Annotated in this window: 15 protein-coding genes and 1 pseudogene; 7 read left to right on the top strand and 9 right to left on the bottom strand. The window is 50.5% G+C overall.

Going from position 1 to position 18,541, the window contains the following annotated elements:
- Positions 1 to 24: 24 nt before the first annotated feature.
- Complete coding sequence (locus tag D6C13_RS18560; RefSeq protein ID WP_120134172.1) at positions 25 to 582, bottom strand: YtfJ family protein; 558 nt, start codon at positions 580 to 582, stop codon at positions 25 to 27.
- Between the two features lie 309 nt (positions 583 to 891).
- Here D6C13_RS18560 and D6C13_RS18555 point away from each other — a divergent pair, with 309 nt between their 5' ends.
- Positions 892 to 1,098 carry a DUF1107 domain-containing protein gene (locus D6C13_RS18555; RefSeq protein WP_056782464.1) on the top strand — a complete coding sequence of 69 codons (207 nt, stop codon included), beginning with the start codon at positions 892 to 894 and terminating at the stop codon, positions 1,096 to 1,098.
- A 95-nt stretch (positions 1,099 to 1,193) separates the two neighbouring features.
- On the opposite strand, the gene paeA is transcribed toward D6C13_RS18555, so the two are convergent.
- Entirely contained in the window at positions 1,194 to 2,543 is a 1,350-nt protein-coding gene (gene paeA, locus D6C13_RS18550) for a polyamine export protein PaeA (RefSeq protein ID WP_120134171.1), read from the bottom strand.
- A 228-nt stretch (positions 2,544 to 2,771) separates the two neighbouring features.
- Entirely contained in the window at positions 2,772 to 3,407 is a 636-nt protein-coding gene (msrA, locus tag D6C13_RS18545; protein WP_120134225.1) for a peptide-methionine (S)-S-oxide reductase MsrA, read from the bottom strand.
- Between the two features lie 305 nt (positions 3,408 to 3,712).
- On the opposite strand from msrA, the gene tamA reads away from it, so the two are divergent.
- From tamA to D6C13_RS18530, 3 genes are read left to right on the top strand one after another with little or no spacing between them, the layout of a single operon-like run.
- Positions 3,713 to 5,413, top strand: coding sequence for an autotransporter assembly complex protein TamA (tamA, locus tag D6C13_RS18540; protein ID WP_425272725.1), 1,701 nt, complete (start codon positions 3,713 to 3,715; stop codon positions 5,411 to 5,413).
- The gene (tamB, locus tag D6C13_RS18535) at positions 5,410 to 9,237 is read left to right on the top strand and encodes an autotransporter assembly complex protein TamB (RefSeq protein ID WP_120134169.1); all 3,828 of its coding nucleotides are present in this window, start codon (positions 5,410 to 5,412) and stop codon (positions 9,235 to 9,237) included. Before tamA ends, tamB begins: the two co-directional genes overlap by 4 nt.
- A gap of 31 nt (positions 9,238 to 9,268) precedes the next feature.
- Entirely contained in the window at positions 9,269 to 9,622 is a 354-nt protein-coding gene (locus D6C13_RS18530; RefSeq protein ID WP_013573790.1) for a gamma-glutamylcyclotransferase family protein, read from the top strand.
- Positions 9,623 to 9,738: 116 nt separating this feature from the next.
- On the opposite strand, the gene ppa is transcribed toward D6C13_RS18530, so the two are convergent.
- Complete coding sequence (ppa, locus tag D6C13_RS18525; protein WP_013573791.1) at positions 9,739 to 10,269, bottom strand: inorganic diphosphatase; 531 nt, start codon at positions 10,267 to 10,269, stop codon at positions 9,739 to 9,741.
- Positions 10,270 to 10,585: 316 nt separating this feature from the next.
- Here ppa and D6C13_RS18520 point away from each other — a divergent pair, with 316 nt between their 5' ends.
- On the top strand, positions 10,586 to 12,157 hold the full coding sequence (locus D6C13_RS18520) for a methyl-accepting chemotaxis protein (protein ID WP_120134168.1): 1,572 nt from the start codon (positions 10,586 to 10,588) through the stop codon (positions 12,155 to 12,157).
- Positions 12,158 to 12,303: 146 nt separating this feature from the next.
- Here the strand turns inward: D6C13_RS18520 and fbp are convergent, their stop codons facing one another.
- Positions 12,304 to 13,308: a class 1 fructose-bisphosphatase gene (gene fbp, locus D6C13_RS18515; protein ID WP_120134167.1), complete on the bottom strand. Its 1,005-nt coding sequence runs from the start codon at positions 13,306 to 13,308 to the stop codon at positions 12,304 to 12,306.
- Between the two features lie 166 nt (positions 13,309 to 13,474).
- Between fbp and mpl the strand changes: the two genes are divergently transcribed.
- Positions 13,475 to 14,860 carry a UDP-N-acetylmuramate:L-alanyl-gamma-D-glutamyl-meso-diaminopimelate ligase gene (gene mpl, locus D6C13_RS18510; protein WP_120134166.1) on the top strand — a complete coding sequence of 462 codons (1,386 nt, stop codon included), beginning with the start codon at positions 13,475 to 13,477 and terminating at the stop codon, positions 14,858 to 14,860.
- A gap of 307 nt (positions 14,861 to 15,167) precedes the next feature.
- Here mpl and yhcN (D6C13_RS18505) read toward each other — a convergent pair whose 3' ends face one another.
- From yhcN (D6C13_RS18505) to argR, 3 genes are all read right to left on the bottom strand, one after another.
- Positions 15,168 to 15,431, bottom strand: coding sequence for a peroxide/acid stress response protein YhcN (yhcN, locus tag D6C13_RS18505; RefSeq protein ID WP_120134165.1), 264 nt, complete (start codon positions 15,429 to 15,431; stop codon positions 15,168 to 15,170).
- A gap of 200 nt (positions 15,432 to 15,631) precedes the next feature.
- Entirely contained in the window at positions 15,632 to 15,895 is a 264-nt protein-coding gene (gene yhcN, locus D6C13_RS18500) for a peroxide/acid stress response protein YhcN (RefSeq protein WP_120134164.1), read from the bottom strand.
- Between the two features lie 470 nt (positions 15,896 to 16,365).
- Positions 16,366 to 16,836 (bottom strand): transcriptional regulator ArgR, encoded by a 471-nt coding sequence (gene argR / locus D6C13_RS18495; RefSeq protein WP_120134163.1) that lies wholly within the window; start codon positions 16,834 to 16,836, stop codon positions 16,366 to 16,368.
- Positions 16,837 to 17,302: 466 nt separating this feature from the next.
- Here argR and mdh point away from each other — a divergent pair, with 466 nt between their 5' ends.
- Positions 17,303 to 18,241 carry a malate dehydrogenase gene (gene mdh / locus D6C13_RS18490; RefSeq protein ID WP_120134162.1) on the top strand — a complete coding sequence of 313 codons (939 nt, stop codon included), beginning with the start codon at positions 17,303 to 17,305 and terminating at the stop codon, positions 18,239 to 18,241.
- A gap of 62 nt (positions 18,242 to 18,303) precedes the next feature.
- On the opposite strand, the pseudogene D6C13_RS18485 reads toward mdh, so the two are convergent.
- A pseudogene (locus D6C13_RS18485) lies at positions 18,304 to 18,471 on the bottom strand (helix-turn-helix domain-containing protein); the annotation flags it as partial.
- Between the last annotated feature and the right edge of the window lie 70 nt (positions 18,472 to 18,541).

Genomic DNA, 18,541 nt, shown 5'->3' with positions numbered 1-18,541 from the left:
GTTTTGCGACCGGGGTTTCACTTTTTATTCTTTAACCAGCTGATCCACCAGCGTAATCACCTGCTGAACTTCCTGTGGCGTCAGCTGGCCGTCTTTGGCGAATTTAATCATCCCGTTTTTATCCAGCACCACCACTGCACCGCTTTCCGGTTGCAGTTCCCATGCCTTTTTTACCGTGCCGCTGCTGTCGACAATCACCTGCGACCAGGGGAATTCACGTTTGCCGCTTTCAATACTTCTGCGCACAAACATGCCGGTGCCGATAATGGCGTCGTCAGTATTGACGATAGTGGTGGTCTGATAGCGGTCATGCGGCAAATTCGCGGCTCTGATGGCGCTGATGAGCGGCTCATTCAGGGCTTTAGCGCTGCTTCTGCCCGCCATATGCTGCACGATGCGGACTTTTCCTGGCAGTTTTGCAGTATTCCATTTGCTGTAACTGAACGTGTCGTTTACGTCGTTGAGCTCGCCCTTATCATCTACGCCCACCGGCGCCAGCCTCTGACCCACAGTAAAATTGTGGGCAGAAGCATATAGCGAAAATGTCACAAAAGTGATCACAAAAAGACTTCTTAAAAGCATAGATTCTCCGGGGCGCAAAAGAACAGTTCAGCCAATCATAGGATCGCTGAAGTGGTCTGTCCTGTTGAAATGTTAAATTTGTGTTGCTGGTTACAAAATTGACACATAAAGCAGGGTTATACTGCAACAGTACGTCATGACTTAAGACAATACTGAAAAGCAATGTAAAAGCAGTTAAATCCACTGGCAATACCTGACTGCCCTGCTATGTTATAGGTCTCTTCACTGCAATACACTTTTCTGTACCGGTATCTGTCGCTTTGCGACGTGGCCGTTACCTGCAGTGATTTAACGGAGAACAATAGAAAAATGAGAATCTTCCAGCGTTACAATCCGATGAAAGTCGCAAAGTACGTTAAGACACTGTTTCGTGGACGTTTGTATATCAAGGACGTCGGCGCATTTGAATTCGACCAAGGCAAGATCTTGTTGCCAAAGGTACGTGATAAGCGCCACTTTAGTGTGATGTCTGAAGTTAATCGTCAGGTTACGCATTTACAGACAGAAATGGGTTAAAGACCCGCGCGTTGTCGCTGCCACTTTTGCAGCTTGCGCAAAAAAACGGCCCCCGATGGGGCCGTTAGTGTTTCTGGCGTTTGGATATTACGGTATTACGCCTTGGCTTTTTGCTCATCTTTTATTTCCTGCGGCGTTTTAGGCAGCAGGGGAGTAACAGGCTGATCGACAATACGCGTGACCAGCAGTTGATCAATCTTGTAGCTGTCGATATCCACCACTTCAAATTTGTAGCCGGAGAATTTCACGAAGTCGGTACGTTTCGGGATTTTACGCAGCATAAACATCATGAAGCCGCCGATGGTTTCATAGTTACCGGCCTGCGGGAATGCTTCAATATGCAGCACGCGCATCACGTCTTCGATTGGCGTACCGCCTTCAATCAGCCATGAATTCTCATCACGGGCGACAATCTGCTCTTCCATACCCTGACCGACCAGATCGCCCATCAGCGTCGTCATCACGTCATTGAGCGTGATAATACCGACTACCAGCGCATATTCGTTGAGGATAACGGCAAAGTCTTCGCCCGCGGCTTTGAAGCTTTCCAGCGCTTCAGAAAGCGTCAGCGTATCGGGTACGATCAGCGCATTGCGGATTTGCACACCGCTGCTCAGCATTAAACTCTGATTGCCCAGCACGCGGTTCAGCAAATCTTTCGAATCGACATAGCCGACGACTTGATCAATATGACCGTCGCAGACCAGGAATTTGGAATGCGGATGGGTGGCAATTTTCTCTTTAATGCTTTCTTCGCTTTCCCGCAGATCAAAATAAATCACGCTTTCACGTGAGGTCATGGAAGAGGGAACGGTACGCGATTCGAGTTCGAAGACATTTTCAATCAGTTCATGTTCCTGCTTACGCAGTACACCCGCCAGCGCGCCGGCTTCAAACACGGCATAAATATCGTCGGAGGTAATGTCGTCATTACGTACCATCGGCAGTTTGAACAGGCGGAAAATCATGTTCGCCATGCCGTTGAAGAACCACACCATCGGGCGGCAAATCATCAGGCAGAAACGCATCGGGTTGACTATACGCACGGCAACCGACTCAGGTGAAATCATACCGATGCGCTTCGGTGTGAGGTCAGCAAACAGGATGAACAGGCTGGTGACCAGAACGAAGGAACAGATAAAGCTGACTTGATCCGCCAGTTCAGGCGACATGAAGCGAATAAAGAAGGTCTGGAACGCAGGAGAGAATGCGGCATCACCCACGATACCCCCGAGGATGGCGACGGCATTCAGGCCAATCTGCACCACGGTAAAGAACAGGCCAGGCGTTTCCTGTAATTTCATTACGCGGGAGGCATTGACGTTTCCTTCGTCTGCCAACTGTTTAAGCTTTATTTTGCGGGAAGCGGCCAGCGATATCTCAGACAGCGAGAAAAAGGCACTGATCGCGATAAGTACAAGAATCAGTAAAATACTGTTTAACATAATCTATCCGTTTAACACCGGGCTGAACCGGCAGGAAAAGGCACTCATTATTTTTGTTGCTTAAATGAACATCATTTTATTAGAACGAGTAAAAAGCTGTTCAGAAGAAAAAAGCGTAAGGATGAAAAACAAAGATAATCGCCAGAAATAGTTTTAAAGGGCCACATTTGTGACCCGCATAGTATAGCAGCAGCACTGAGACTGCCGCCAGCGCTTAAAAATCCCGCATTATTGAGGTGGCAGACAAACGCCAATTCCACCTAATCCGCAGTAACCTTCCGGGTTTTTAAACAGGTATTGCTGATGTTCGTCTTCGGCATAATAGAACGGCAGGGCTTCAGTGATTTCAGTGGTGATGGTGCGCTTATCGTTCGCTTCGTCCATCGCTTGCTGGAAACTCGCCAGACTGGCCAGCGCCTGATCTTGCTGCTCTGCGCTCAGCACATATAAACCTGAACGGTATTGTGTGCCGATATCCCCGCCCTGACGCATGCCCTGGGCCGGGTCGTGGTTTTCCCAAAAAATCTGCAACAACTTCGCATAGCTGATTACCGCCGGGTCAAACACCACACGCACCACTTCTGCATGCGCGGTCTGGCCGGTACAGACTTCACGGTAGGTTGGATTAGGGGTGAAACCGCCGCTGTAACCGGCTGCTGTGCTGTAAACCCCTTCCTGCTGCCAGAACAAACGCTCTACGCCCCAGAAGCAGCCCATCGCAAAAATCGCGACTTCCATGTTGTCAGGAACATTCGTCATTGAATGTTCATTCACTGCATGAATGGTCGCCACCGGCATAGGGGTTGTACGGCCAGGTAACGCATCTGCCTGATTGACAGACTGCGTTTTATCGGTAAGTTGCACCACGGAAAACTCCAGTTGTTGCTTAAATAAACAAGGTTTGTAACAAAGGGGTCTTAAGAATAACCACGACCACAGGTTAGTGTTAGTTGTATCTGATTGCGTCTTTGCACACAATACGGGGAACGTTGCTTAGTCGTTGAACATTTTCATGGGATTAGCACTAAACTGCTTTCTTCTAAATGTGTAAGGATGAATCTGCCAGGACGAGCAGATATTCTCCGGCGGGCATCTGATATTTTAACAGGACAGTAAAATTAGCAGGAGTGCGTGTGCCACGATATCGTGAACTGGGTTTGTTATTAGTTATGCTGGCCCCCTCACTTTCCATGGCAGCGAAGGTGCGTTTGCAGCTGGAAGGCCTGGATGGCGATTTGGAAAAGAACGTCCGCGTTCGTTTATCTTCTATTCAAAGCGATGAAGTCGGCACAAATGGCCGGTTTCGTGCGCGTGTCAGTGCGGCTATCCAGCAGGGATTAAGGCCGCTGGGATATTATTCCCCGACAATCGATTTTGATTATCGCGAGACTCCCCCGCCGGGACGTCCGGTTCTGATTGCCAAAGTCACACCGGGTACCCCGGTAAAAATCGCCGGTACCAGCGTGGTGATTGAAGGGCAGGCAGATAAAGATAATGAATTCGAACAGCTGAAAAAGCGTGATGTGCCCGCTGTGGGGACGATTTTAAACCATGGGACTTACGACAATTTCAAAAGCTCACTGACCGGGATTGCGCTGCGTAAAGGGTATTTCGATGCCAACATGCGCAAGAGCCAGCTGGGCGTCATTGAAGATGAACATAAAGCGTTCTGGGACATTCAGTTCGACAGCGGCGAGCGCTACCGCTTCGGCGATGTCCATTATCAGGGATCACAGATCCGCGACGAGTATCTGCAAAATCTGGTGCCATTCCATAAGGGTGATTACTACACCACGTCGCAACTGGCCGAACTTAACCGCCGCCTTTCTGCGACCGGCTGGTTCAACTCTGTTGTCGTGTCTCCAGATTTTACTGATGCCAAAGCCACAAAAACGCTGCCTCTGAATGCCGTGGTGTCGCCGCGTACTGAAAATACGATTGAAACCGGGGTTGGGTATTCGACCGACGTTGGGCCGCGTGTTACTGCCAATTGGAAAAAGCCGTGGATAAATGACCGTGGGCAAAGTTTTGAAACCTCTACCACGCTTTCCGCGCCTGAGCAGTCGCTGGATTTCACCTATAAAATCCCGCTGCTGAAATCGCCGCTTGAGCAATATTATTTGCTGCAGGGGGGCTTCAAGCGTGAAGATCTCAATGACACTAAATCTGACTCGACGCTGCTGACTGCCTCACGGTACTGGGATCTCTCAAGCGGCTGGCAGCATGCCGTGAATCTGCGCTGGAGCCTCGACCACTTTACGCAGGGTAGCGTGACCAACACCACCATGCTGATTTATCCGGGCGTGAGCCTCAACCGTACGCGTCAGCGCGGCGGCCTGATGCCGACCTGGGGCGATTCTCAGCGCTATTCTCTTGATGTGTCCAATACCACCTGGGGTTCTGATGTCGATTTCGCCGTGGTGCAGGCGCAAAACGTTTGGATCCGCACGCTGGCAGATAAACACCGCTTTGTGTTCCGCGGCAATCTCGGCTGGATTGAAACCAATGATTTTGAACGTGTACCGCCATCCCTGCGTTTCTTTGCCGGGGGTGACCGCAGTATTCGCGGCTACAAATACAAATCTATTTCTCCACGTGATGACGAAGGCAAGCTGACCGGTGCGTCCTATCTGGGCACCGGTTCTGTGGAATATCAGTACAACGTGACCGGAAAATGGTGGGGTGCGGTGTTTGTCGATTCCGGTGAAGCGGTGAATGACATTACAAAGAGTGATTTTAAAACCGGCGCCGGTGTGGGTGTGCGCTGGGCTTCACCTATCGGCCCGGTGAAATTAGATGTTGCCGCACCTGTCGGCGACAAAGATGAGCATGGAATGCAGTTTTACATCGGCTTGGGTCCGGAATTATGAGTTTATTTAAGAAAATCTGTCTGGGTTTCCTGATCTTCCTGGTGCTGTTAATCAGTCTGGTGGCTTTCCTGGTAGGGACGCAAACCGGTCTGCATCTGATGATAAGCGGCGCAAACCGCTTCGTACCGGGGCTGAACATCGCCAGTACCGAAGGTGGGTGGCGCGACCTGACGCTCAAAGGCGTGCATTACGAAATGCCGGGCGTGGACGTCAAAGCCGGAGAGTTTCATCTTTCCCTCGATTTCTCGTGCCTGAAAAACAGTGCGCTGTGCGTTAATGCGCTGCGGGTAAAAGACGTCAACGTGGTGGTGAACACCAAAGAGATGACGCCTGCTGCGGTTCAACCGGAACCTGAAACCAGCGAGCCGCTGACTAATCTCAGCACGCCGTATCCGATCACACTGCGTTTGCTGACGCTGGATAACATCAATATCACGCTTGATGATCGCGCGATTTCGCTGGCGTCATTCCGCACGGGCGCACACTGGGAAGGCCGCGCTATTCAGCTGATGCCAACGCGCATCGGCGGATTACTGATCGCGTTACCGAAAACGCCGGTTAATCCGCTGCCGGAGGTGGTGCACGCTGCGCAGGATAAAGCGGTAGAGAAAGCGACGGGTAAGCCGGCACAGGCACCGGCAGAAGAGCCTGTGGCAGTGCCGGAAAAACCGCTCGGCGAAACATTGCAGGAGATGTTTGCCAAACCGCTGTTGCCTGATTTACCCGATTTCCGTTTGCCGGTCGATCTGGATATTCAGCAAATTCTCGGCGAGAACCTGCGTCTGACCGGTGACACCGATGTGCTGATCACCCGTTTTGAGCTGAAAGCCAGCACGCAAAATCAGGTAGTGAAGCTGGATAAACTGATGGTTCGCTCTGCTCAGGGTTCAGTTGACGGCACGGGACAGGCGACGCTCAATCAAAACTGGCCGGTGGATCTGACGATTAACACCGCAGTGAATATCGATCCGCTGAAGGGCGAGAAGATCAAACTGAAAGTCGGTGGCGGATTGCGCGACAAACTGGATGTTGGTCTGAATCTTTCCGGTCCGGTGCGTGCGCAACTGGCGCTGGAAACGCAACTGGCAGAAGCGGGTTTGCCGCTTGATCTGAAACTCACCAGCGACGCGCTGCAATGGCCGCTGACGGGTACGCCGCAATATCAGGTGAAAGGCTTCAAACTTAATTTCAGCGGTCAAGCGACCGATTACGCGCTGTCGATGCGCTCAGATTTCAAAGGCGATCAGATCCCACCGGCTACATTGACGCTCGACGGTAAAGGCAACGTGGAGCAGTTTAAACTGACGCTGCTGCGTCTGGCGGCGCTCGAAGGGAATACTGATCTGACCGGCGTGGTGGACTGGAGTAAAGCCATCAGCTGGAACAGCGAACTGAAACTGACCGGTATTAATACCGCAAAACAGTATCCCGACTGGCCGGCAAAATTGCAGGGCAAGATCACCACGCGCGGCAGCCTGTACGGTGGCACATGGCAGATGCAGGTGCCAGTCCTGGATCTGACCGGCAACGTGAAGCAAAACGCCGTCAGGGCGCAGGGTAACGTACGCGGAAACAGCTACGGTCAGTGGGATATTCCGCAACTGCACCTAGAACTTGGCCGTAATAATCTGGATGTGAAAGGCACGCTTGCCGATACCTGGAACCTCGACGCCAAAGTAGATGCGCCACATCTGGACGGCGCATTGCCGGGGCTGGGCGGCGTAGTGAAAGGGATGCTGCAACTGCGCGGCGAGCTCAAGGCTCCGAAGCTGCTGGCGGATCTTACCGCCACCGGCCTGAAATGGCAGGCACTGACGGTGCGTCGTGTGGATATCAAAGGCGATGTCAGTTCGACGGATCAGATCCAGGGCAATCTTGCCGTGCGCGTCCAGCAGCTTAAGCAGGATGCGCTGGATATCACCGATATTAATCTCGATGCGAAAGGTAACGAGAAGCACCATGAGCTGACGCTGAAGGTGGATGGCAAACCGGTGTCCGGCCGTCTGGCGCTGAGCGGCAGTTTTGACCGCGCGACCGAAGAGTGGAAGGGCAGTGTCACCAATACCTTGTTTGATACGCCGGTCGGGCAGTGGCGTCTTAACCGTTCCATTGCGCTGGAATACTTCAATAAAGAGCAACGTATCACCGTCGGTCCGCATTGCTGGCAAAACCCGAATGCGGATTTGTGTGTGCCGAAAACCATTGATGCCGGTGCCAGCGGGCAGGCGAGTGTGGTGCTCAACCGCTTTGACCTGGCGATGATCAAACCTTTCCTGACTGATGATACGCAACTGAGCGGTGTGTTCAGCGGGAAAGCAGATGTGAGCTGGAAAGCCGAAGGTGGTCTGCCGCAGGCCAGCGTTTCACTGGTCGGCAAAGGCGTTAAAGTTCAGCAACTGGTGCAGGGCAGTCCGCTGCCGGTCGCTTTCGATACGCTGAATTTGAATGCCGGGCTGAACAATGGTCGTGCAAATCTCGACTGGTTAATCAGGATAACCAATAACGGTCAGCTTGATGGCAGCATCCAGATTGCCGATCCAGAGGGTAAACGTAATCTCAGCGGTAACGTAAATATCGCCCGTATCTCGATGGCGTTGCTGCAACCGGCGCTGATGGACGGCGAAAAAGCGTCGGGTATTCTCAATGCCAATCTGCGTCTCGGCGGTAATGCGCAGAAACCGCTGGTGTTCGGTAAGCTGGCGCTGACCGGTGTGGATTTCGACGCGCAATTTATGCCGTTTGATATCACTGATGCCAATCTCGCCATTAATTTCAATGGCATGTCATCCATCATGGAAGGGGTGATTAAAACCGCGCAAGGTCAGCTGGAACTGAACGGTAACGCCGACTGGAGTGAACTTAACGCCTGGCGGGCGCGTATTGCGGCCCGGGGTAACAAAGTGCGGGTATCTGTGCCGCCGATGGTGCGTCTGGACGTTTCACCGGATTTAGTGTTTGATGCCACACCGCAGCTGTTCTCGCTTAACGGAACCGTTGATATACCGTGGGCGCGCATCACGGTGCAGGAATTGCCGGAAAGCGCAGTCGGGGTTTCTTCGGATGAAGTGATGCTCAACGATCAGCGTCAGCCGATTGCACCGGCTTCAACGTCAATTCCTATCAACAGCAATCTGATGGTGAATATCGGTAAAGATGTCCGCCTTGATGCATTCGGTCTGAAAGCGCGTCTCGAAGGTGCGCTGAAAGTGGCGCAGGACAGCCGCGGGTTGGGACTAAACGGGCAGATTAATATTCCGTCCGGGCGTTTCCATGCTTACGGTCAGGATCTGATAGTGCGCAAAGGCCAGTTACTGTTCTCAGGACCAGCCGACCAGCCGTTGCTGAATCTGGAAGCCATCCGTAACCCGGAAGCGACAGAAAATGACGTGATAGCAGGTTTGAGAGTGACCGGTGAGGCCGATGCGCCGAAACTTGAAATATTCTCGGATCCGGCAATGTCGCAGCAGGAAGCCTTGTCCTACCTGCTTCGCGGGCAGGGATTAGACAATTCTGGTGGCGACAGTGGCGCTATGACCTCCGCTCTTATCGGGTTAGGGGTTGCGCAAAGTGGTAAACTTGTGGGTAAAATCGGCGAGGCATTCGGTGTCAGCAATCTGGCGCTGGATACTCAGGGCGTGGGAGACAGTTCTCAGGTCGTGGTCAGTGGTTATGTTTTACCGGGATTACAGGTCAAATATGGTGTCGGGATATTCGACTCGCTGGCGACTCTGACTCTGCGCTACCGGTTGATGCCGAAGCTTTACCTGCAAGCCGTATCGGGCATCGATCAGGCATTGGATTTGCTCTATCAGTTTGAGTTTTAATTCATGTGACTTTTACTATACGAATATAAACATGCGAATAATTGTTTACGGTAGTCTGCGACGCAAGCAAGGCAACAGTCATTGGATGACGAATGCTCAATGGTTGGGTGACCATGAGCTGGAAGGGTATGCCCTGTATAATCTGGGCCACTATCCTGCTGTTATTCCAGGGGAAGGCAAAGTCTATTGCGAAGTTTACCGCATTAACTCGTCAATCATGGCTGAGTTGGATGAGCTGAAAAGTAACACCAAGGATTACCGTCGTGAGCTGATTTCGACACCTTATGGCAGCGCCTGGATTTACCTCTATATTCGCTCACTGGACGGTGTGCCGAGAATAGAAGGTGGAGACTGGGTGAAGCGTAACGAAGCGGTCAGTGAGTAATCTGAGCAAGGTCGTCTAAAAATAATCGTTGTCTGACAACGCTTAATACATAAAAAAACACCGCCATCTGGCGGTGTTTTTTTATTCAAAAGGCAGTTATTCAAACAGCTGAAGGCTTATTTGTTTTTAGCACGTTCGAAAGACGTCACGATTTCAGCTTTTGCTGCAGCAGCGTCAGCCCAACCGTCAACTTTTACCCATTTGCCTTTTTCCAGCGCTTTGTATTGCTCGAAGAAGTGGGTGATCTGGCCGCGCAGCAGTTCTGGCAGGTCGTTCACATCTTTGATGTGATCGTATTCTTTGCTCAGTTTGGTGTGCGGAACAGCAACCAGTTTCGCATCTTCACCGGCTTCGTCGGTCATTTTCAGCATGCCGACAGGGCGGCAGCGGATCACAGAACCTGGTTGCAGCGGGTATGGAGTTGGAACCAGAACGTCAACCGGGTCGCCATCCAGAGACAGAGTGTGGTTGATGTAACCGTAGTTGCACGGATAGAACATCGCTGTAGACATGAAACGATCTACAAACAGCGCGCCGGTATCTTTATCCACTTCGTACTTGATTGGGTCTGCATTTGCAGGGATTTCGATAACGACATAGATATCTTCTGGCAGTTCTTTGCCCGCCGGGACATTCAGTAAGCTCATGGTTGGTTTCCTTCGTTGAACCAGGAATAGAGTGCCGCACATTATAGCCAACTCTCCCGCGAATTCCCGCCCTTTTCGTCAGAACCTCTCAGCGCATTTTCCGGCACGACCTGCTGCGAAGGTGCCGCAAAATCTTCTCCGGTGGCAGTAAAATTTACTCATCCGGTGCTTTACCGTGTAACTGCCTGTTTTTACTTTTCTTATCAAGATATCGAGTCCGTTGCCGATAACAATATTCAAACAAAAAATCAGGAATCACCTGATCCCTACCTCACCGGAAGTATCTCTTTTCACCTGAATAGCTGGATAACATCGTATGTTGAATAAGTTGAGCGTAAAAGCCGGTCTGATCGGTTTGCTGGTATTTATGACGTTGATTTTACTGCTGGTTAGCGTGCTGGGTACCAACGCTATCAGGCAAGGTGCCACTTCCCTGCAAAAGATTAATCAGCTTCAGGGCGATGAACTTGGTTCGCTGGCCGACAGCTACAGCTTCTCGCTGCGTACACGTGTCGCCAGCGGTGTGGCCGTGCGCCAGCTGGAAATTGGCATGATGGATGATGCTAAAACGACTGCCGACCGCATTGCCGGTTATATCAAACAGGCTGATACCGATCTGGCGAAATTTGTCAGTATTCAGGATGAAACTCAGCAGGGCAGAGAATTATCTGACGCTGTGAAGAAAACCTACGACGCGTACAAAGCTAACGGTTTAGTACCGCTGCTGGCGGCGATTCAGGCGCAAAGTGCAGACGGTTATTATGATGTGCTGGAAAACAAAATCACCCCTTACAGCAATGCTTATGACAAAGCGCTGGCAGATTTTCGTGCTTATGCGGTCGATAACACCAGCAAGCGCATCGAACAGGCCCGCGCCAACGCGCGTATCCAGCTGACAGTGATTGTTGTGGCTTTCATCATTGCGCTGATTATCGCGGTACTGGCCTGGTTTGCCCTGCAGAAAATTATCATGCATCCGCTGAATTTCTCTATCGCTCAGCTGGAATACATCGCTAAAGGCGACCTGACTCATGATATTGATGATTCCCGCAATAATGAGATGGGGCGTTTGCTGAAAGCGATGAAACAGATGCAGGATTCACTGGTTGAGTCTGTCGGACGCGTGCGCGATGCCGGAAACCAGATTGATGTCGGTTCCCGTGAGCTGGCTGCTGGCAACGTACATCTGGCGCAGCGCACGGAAGAATCCGCCGCGTCGCTCGAGGAAACCGCCGCGAGCATGGAACAGCTGACATCGACCGTGCGTATGAATGCCGCGAATTCCGAACAGGCGAATCAGCTGGCGCAAAGCGTGTCAGTGATTGCCGGTAAGGGCAGCGAAGTCGTGCATAAGGTTATGGATAAAATGCAGGGCATCACTGACAGCTCAAAACGCATCGGCGACATTATTACCGTTATCGACGGTATCGCATTCCAGACCAATATTCTGGCGCTGAATGCCGCCGTCGAAGCAGCGAGAGCGGGCGAGCAGGGGCGCGGTTTTGCGGTGGTAGCCGGCGAAGTGCGCAGTCTGGCGCAACGCAGTGCGCAATCTGCCAAAGAAATCAAAGAGTTGATTGTTGATTCTGAGAGCCGGGTTTCTGAAGGGTCGGAGATGGTGAAATCGGCCGCTGATACGATGCTGGAAATCTCCAGCGAAGTGACGCGTGTGACCAGCCTGATGCGAGAGATTTCGATTGCAACCACCGAACAGACTCACGGCATCGAGCAGGTGAACGTGGCGATTACCCAGATGGATCAGGTGGCACAGCAGAATGCGGCGCTGGTGGAACAGGCGACAGCGGCCACGCGTTCTCTGGAAGAGCAGGCGCAGTTGCTGGCTGAAAGTATGGCGGTCTTTAAACTCAACCGTGCCGGTCAGTTCTGATTTCTGACTGTCGGGCTGAATCGGGCTGAATAAAGAAAAGGTGGCTGAGAAGCCACCTTTGTACATTTAATTTTTGTATCTGGCGCAATGCAAGGTTACACAGGTATCACGTTCATTCTTCGATGATTTTTTTGAGGCGAGTATGATTATTCATCCGGGAATTGAGCGATAAAGCGTTCTGCATCTTCCACCATTGAGGTGTTACCAACAAAAAACGGCGCACGTTCATGCAGTTTATGCGGAACGATATCCAGAATACGATTTTTCCCGTCACTGGCTTTGCCACCCGCCTGCTCCGCAAGGAAAGCTATCGGGTTGCATTCATACAGCAAACGCAGTTTTCCATTCGGATAGTTGGCGGTGCTTGGGTAAATATAAATGCCGCCTTTCAGCAGGTTACGGTGGAAGTCTGCAACCAGCGAGCCGATATAACGTGAAGTATAAGGGCGTTGCGTAGCTTCATCCTGCTCCTGGCAATACTTGATGTATTGTTTAACGCCAAGAGGGAACTTGATGTAGTTACCTTCGTTGATCGAGTACATGTTGCCTTTTTTAGGGAAACAGACTTTTTCGTGAGAGAGGCAGAATACACCGAGAGAAGGATCATAAGTAAAGGCATGGACGCCAGCACCGGTGGTGTACACCAGCATGGTAGAAGAACCATACACGACGTAACCTGCGGCAACCTGACGATTCCCCGGTTGCAGGAAATCAGCTTCAGTAACAGGCTGACCCAACGGGGTAGTACGACGGTAAATGGAGAAGATGGTACCGACGGAGACGTTAACGTCGATATTGGAGGAACCATCCAGCGGATCCATCAAAATCACGTATTTTGCATTTTCAGCGCGTTCGCCCTCGAAAATAACAATCTCGTCTTCTTCTTCTGACGCGATACCGGCAATTTCACCGCGCGCCTTCATGGCAGCTTTTAGTTTTTCATTTGCGTACAGATCGAGTTTCATCTGCACTTCACCCTGCACATTCTCTGCACCGCTGGTGCCCAGAATATCAACCAGACCCGCTTTATTGATGTCGCGGTGAATGATTTTGGCGCCGAGTTTTATCGCTGAAAGCAACGCTGTCAGTTCACCTGTTGCATGTGGAAAATCGTGCTGCTTTTCAACAATAAATTCGCCTAACGTTTTCATGACACTTTCCCTGAATCGAGGATAGATAACGGTACGTTAATAAAAATTTCACAAGAGCGAGAGCAGTTTAGCCCAAATATATGGACGAATCATAGGCAAATCCATTTCTCTGGAGGAATCTGAGCGGTAGAATAGCGGCTGACTTAAAGGCATCAATGGAAAATATATGCGCATTCATATTCTTGGGATTTGCGGCACGTTCATGGGCGGGCTGGCGATGCTGGCACGTGCTCAGGGGCATCAGGTCACCGGTTCGGACAACAACGTTTATCCACCGATGAGTACGCTTCTGGAAAATCAGGGGATCGACCTGATCCAGGGCTACGATCCTGCACAGCTCGACTCGCATCCTGATCTGGTCATTATCGGTAACGCTATGACGCGTGGTAACCCGTGCGTCGAGGCCGTGCTGGAACAGGGGATCCCTTATGTTTCAGGGCCACAATGGCTGCATGATCACGTTCTTCCCGGACGCTGGGTTATTGCTGTAGCGGGTACACACGGCAAAACGACGACGGCGGGAATGGTGACGTGGATCCTCGAAGCCTGTGGCTATGAGCCGGGCTATGTTATTGGCGGCGTGCCGGGGAACTTCGACGTGTCTGCGCGTCTGGGTAACAGCCCTTTTATGGTGCTGGAAGCAGACGAATACGACTGCGCGTTCTTTGATAAACGATCTAAATTCGTTCATTACAGCCCGCGTACTTTGGTACTCAATAATCTCGAGTTCGACCACGCTGATATCTTCGACGACCTCAAGGCCATTCAGAAACAGTTCCACCATCTTGTGCGTCTGGTGCCGGGCAAAGGCAAAATTATTCTGCCTGAAAACGACACACCATTGAAACAAGTGATGGCGATGGGCTGCTGGAGTGAGCAGGAGTTTGCCGGTGAAACTGAAAATTGTGCATGGGATGCGAAAAAACTGACGCCAGACGCCAGTGCTTTCGAGGTGTATCTGCACGGTGAAGTGGTCGGTCAGGTTAACTGGAACCTGGTTGGCGAACACAACATGCATAACGGTTTGATGGCCATTGCCGCTGCCCGCCATGTTGGCGTTAAACCGGAAGATGCCTGCAAAGCGTTGGGTGAATTTATCAATGCCCGTCGCCGCCTGGAGCTTCGCGGTGTTGAAAATGGTGTCAGTGTATATGACGATTTCGCTCACCATCCGACCGCTATTCTGGCCACGCTTTCTGCCTTACGTAGCAAAGTTGGCGGGACTGCGCGCATTCTTGCGGTGCTCGAACCTCGCTCAAACACCATGAAAATGGGGATGAGTAAGAATGAACTGGCGCCGTCACTGGGTCGTGCTGATGAAGTCTTCCTGTTACAGCCGCAGCATATTCCGTGGCAGGTGGCTGAAGTGGCTGAACATTGCATTCAGCCAGCACACTGGAGCGCAGATGTGGATTCGCTGGTGGATATGGTGATGAAGGCTTCTCAGCCTGGCGATCATATTCTGGTGATGAGCAACGGGGGTTTTGGTGGCATTCACGGCAAACTGCTGACGGCACTGGCAACCAAAGCCCAGGCGGTGCAACAGCTGTAAAACCGTCAGTTGATAGAAACAGGCGCAGCTCCGGCTGTGCTTTTTTTTGCCTGTTACGCGCCCGGAGGACTATTTGAACCAAAAAAAAGCCCTCAAAAAATTGAGGGCCAAAGGGTGTCGTCGGACAGGACGACGAGGGTATCGTTAGCCGGAGAGCCCGGCAGTGGCAGTGTCAGCTCTCCTTCCAGCCTCAACAGCGCAGTATTTTTTCGCTGTATTTCTTCAAATGGTGGCTGTTGAAACCCGGTAACGCTAATTCAAAAAATACTCAAACAGTGGCTTTGTATCAGGGACTTACTCAGAAATCTTACTGGTAGATTTCTGCTGTGGCATGATAAGCGCCGTTGTTATGGGCTTCTATCACGCGGAAAGATTTAGCACCTTTACTGTCGGCTTTATCAGACAGTTGCTGGTGGATATCAGTCGGAACACCCACGACGCCGCTAACGCTGATTGTGCCCATAGGCTGTAGATTTTCTGCCTGCTGATGAGTGACCAGCTGAGCGGCTGATGCACCGAAAGAAACAGCTGATATCAGGCTAAGGGCGGCAATAGTAGTAATAATTTTCATGATAATTTCCTGAATTCACTGACGTTGTTAGATTATTTCGAGAGCAACGTCGATTGAGGTCTGGATTCATCAGAACTGTGATATCGGGTTCGGGAGTGCATAAAGCCTACGGGAACGCTGATGATGCAGTGACAAATCCGTCTTAATGCGCATTGCGCGGGCCCGAGTCATTCAGGCCCCTTCGCTTCGTCTACCTGAACTTATTGGTAAATTTCAGCGGTAGCGTGGTAGTTACCTTCTTCGCGAACTTCGATAACGCGGAATGCTTTAGCGCCTTTGGCATCAGCTTTATCAGACAGTGCCTGACGGATATCAGAAGGTGCGCCGGCGACGCCGCTCACGCTGATCATACCGGTTGAATGCAGATTTGAAGCTTGCTCCTGCGTTACAGGTTGTGCTGCAAAAACGCCAAATGACAGAGCAGACAGAATGCTTAACGTTGCGATTGTAGTTTTAACTTTCATGATTTTAACCTCGTCGATTTTTTATGTTTTCATTATCCGGTGCTTCACACCACGGAAATGAGTATACATCTAATAACCATAAATATTAATAGCCAGCTAATAGTTATTTAGGTTTCTATGTGCGTCCTATGTGTATTTTTAATAACTAAAAAGAATAAAAAACGAATAAAAAGTAAACTTTTTATGTTAATTTTTCGTAAAATCAATGTATTGAGTGAATTTGACTATTTGTGCTTAATTTTGCAGTGAATCACATCGTTGAAATGTTTCTGTGACGTGTTTGTGAAGCTTGTTAAGGGTGTTAACAGTGAATACTGCGATAAGCGAGGCAAACGTGAGCAGGAGAAGGCCGGGTTTTTACGAAAATGCCAGGATGATTTGGAAAGATAAAATAAGGATGAGGTCAGAAAGAGTGTTCTTCAGACCTCAGGCATAGAAAAGGTGCTGTGGTGGGTTCAAAATGAGGCAGATTACAGTTCCTGCTCGAACAGGCTGAGTATCGCGTCATGGAGTTGCTTAACGCTAAAGCCGCGTGCCGGTGTCGTGAAGATGGTGTCATCACCGGCAATCGTGCCGAGGATCCCTTCGGATTTACCCAGGGAGTCGAGCAGGCGGGCAATCAGCTGTGCAGCGCCCGGACTGGTGCGGATAACCACAACCGCGTCGTTATGATCAATATCGAGTACCAAATTCTTCAGCGGGCTGGTGGTGGTGGGTACGCCAATCTCTGCGGGCAGGCAGTACACCATTTCCATCTTCGCGTTGCGGGTTCTGACGGCACCAAACTTGGTCAGCATCCGTGAGACTTTTGACTGATTGATATTTTCGAAACCGTCCTCCTGCAGTGCGACCACAATTTCGCCCTGAGAACTGAATTTCTCTTCCTTCAACAACGCCTTGAAGGCTTTGATCAAATCTTCCTGTTTAGCAGGATTACGCATTTTGCACCCTGGTCTCTGTATCATAGTTGTGATTATTATGCAGATATTTGAATTTTTATGCAACAGCGCAAAGAGACGCAGATCCCGAATTATGCATCCGGTAAGGATTGCTGGCGTTATGGGGGAAACAGAGAGGTAATGAATATGCCGAAATTGTGCATTACCGGGAAATGAAACCTTTATTCCGCTCTTTATCTGATGATCTCGATTCAGCTCTCAACCTTGGAGCGAATTTAACCATTTATTAACCTGGTGCGTTTTGTGGTGCTACTTTTAATGAGTAGCTTTCCGATAAAAAGTCATAAAAGACCGGAAAATGTCGTCGTGAACGTATTTTTTTACTTTCTAAACGACCAACCTCAGTTTCTCTGCAGGTGAGCAATTGTTTTTAACAGCGTAAGTGATTAATGTCACACTAAAATAATTCCACGACACTTATAAGTTAATGATAAAAAAGGAGTATAGGATGAAAGTTGCAGTTCTCGGTGCTGCGGGCGGTATCGGTCAAGCCCTCGCGCTTCTGCTCAAGACCCAGCTACCTTCCGGTTCCGAACTCTCATTATATGATATCGCTCCGGTCACTCCGGGTGTCGCTGTCGATCTCAGTCATATCCCCACAGCAGTCAAAATTAAAGGTTTTTGCGGTGAAGATGCGAAACCCGCTTTAGTGGGTGCGGACATCGTTCTGATTTCTGCTGGGGTCGCCCGTAAGCCTGGCATGGACCGTTCTGATCTGTTCAACGTGAATGCGGGGATTGTTCGTAATCTTATTCAGCAAGTCGCCAGCACCTGCCCGAAAGCCTGCATCGGTATCATCACTAACCCAGTCAATACAACAGTAGCGATTGCGGCAGAAGTGCTGAAAAATGCAGGTGTGTACGACAAAAACAAACTGTTTGGTGTTACAACGCTGGATACCATCCGTTCCAATACTTTTGTTGCTGAGCTCAAGGGCAAGCAGCCTGAAGATATTGAGGTACCGGTTATCGGCGGGCACTCAGGTGTGACTATCCTTCCATTATTATCTCAGCTTTCCGGCATCACTTTCAGTGACAGTGAAACTGAAGCACTGACGAAGCGTATTCAGAACGCGGGTACAGAAGTTGTAGAGGCTAAAGCGGGTGGCGGTTCTGCCACGCTTTCTATGGGACAGGCCGCAGCACGCTTCGGGCTTTCTCTGGTACGTGCCTTACAAGGTGAAAGCAATGTGGTTGAATGTGCTTATGTAGAAGGTAATGGCGAACATGCCCGTTTCTTTGCGCAGCCTGTTCTCCTGGGTAAAGAAGGCATATCCGAGCTTATCAGCATCGGAAAGCTCAGTGCTTTTGAGCAGCAATCTCTGGACTCAATGTTAGATATCCTGCGTAAAGATATTGAGTTAGGCGAGCAGTTCATCAATAACTAAGCCATTGAGTCAAAAACCGCCAGAGCGATCCGGCGGTTTTTTTGCTTTCTGAAACTCTGATTCTACGTGCGCGTGTCAGTCGCAGGTCGGCAACGACGCTCGATTATTTTTAGTGTCTTCGCATCGAAGTAACGACTGGGCCAGATGAGCGACGGATGAATACCCAGCGCACTGGCAATCAGTAATTCTCCCTTTGGCCACGGTCTTGATAGCGCGTTTGAGAGTGTGGAGCCGCCAGCCTTTTTGTGTGCCATTGTTCCGCTCTCCTAATCTTAAGCGCTGATGCCGGTGATTTTAACG

This window comes from Rahnella woolbedingensis, assembly GCF_003602095.1.
Classification (GTDB): domain Bacteria; phylum Pseudomonadota; class Gammaproteobacteria; order Enterobacterales; family Enterobacteriaceae; genus Rahnella; species Rahnella woolbedingensis.
Note: the sequence above shows the minus strand (reverse complement) of the source record. Positions and strands in the feature narration are given on the sequence as shown.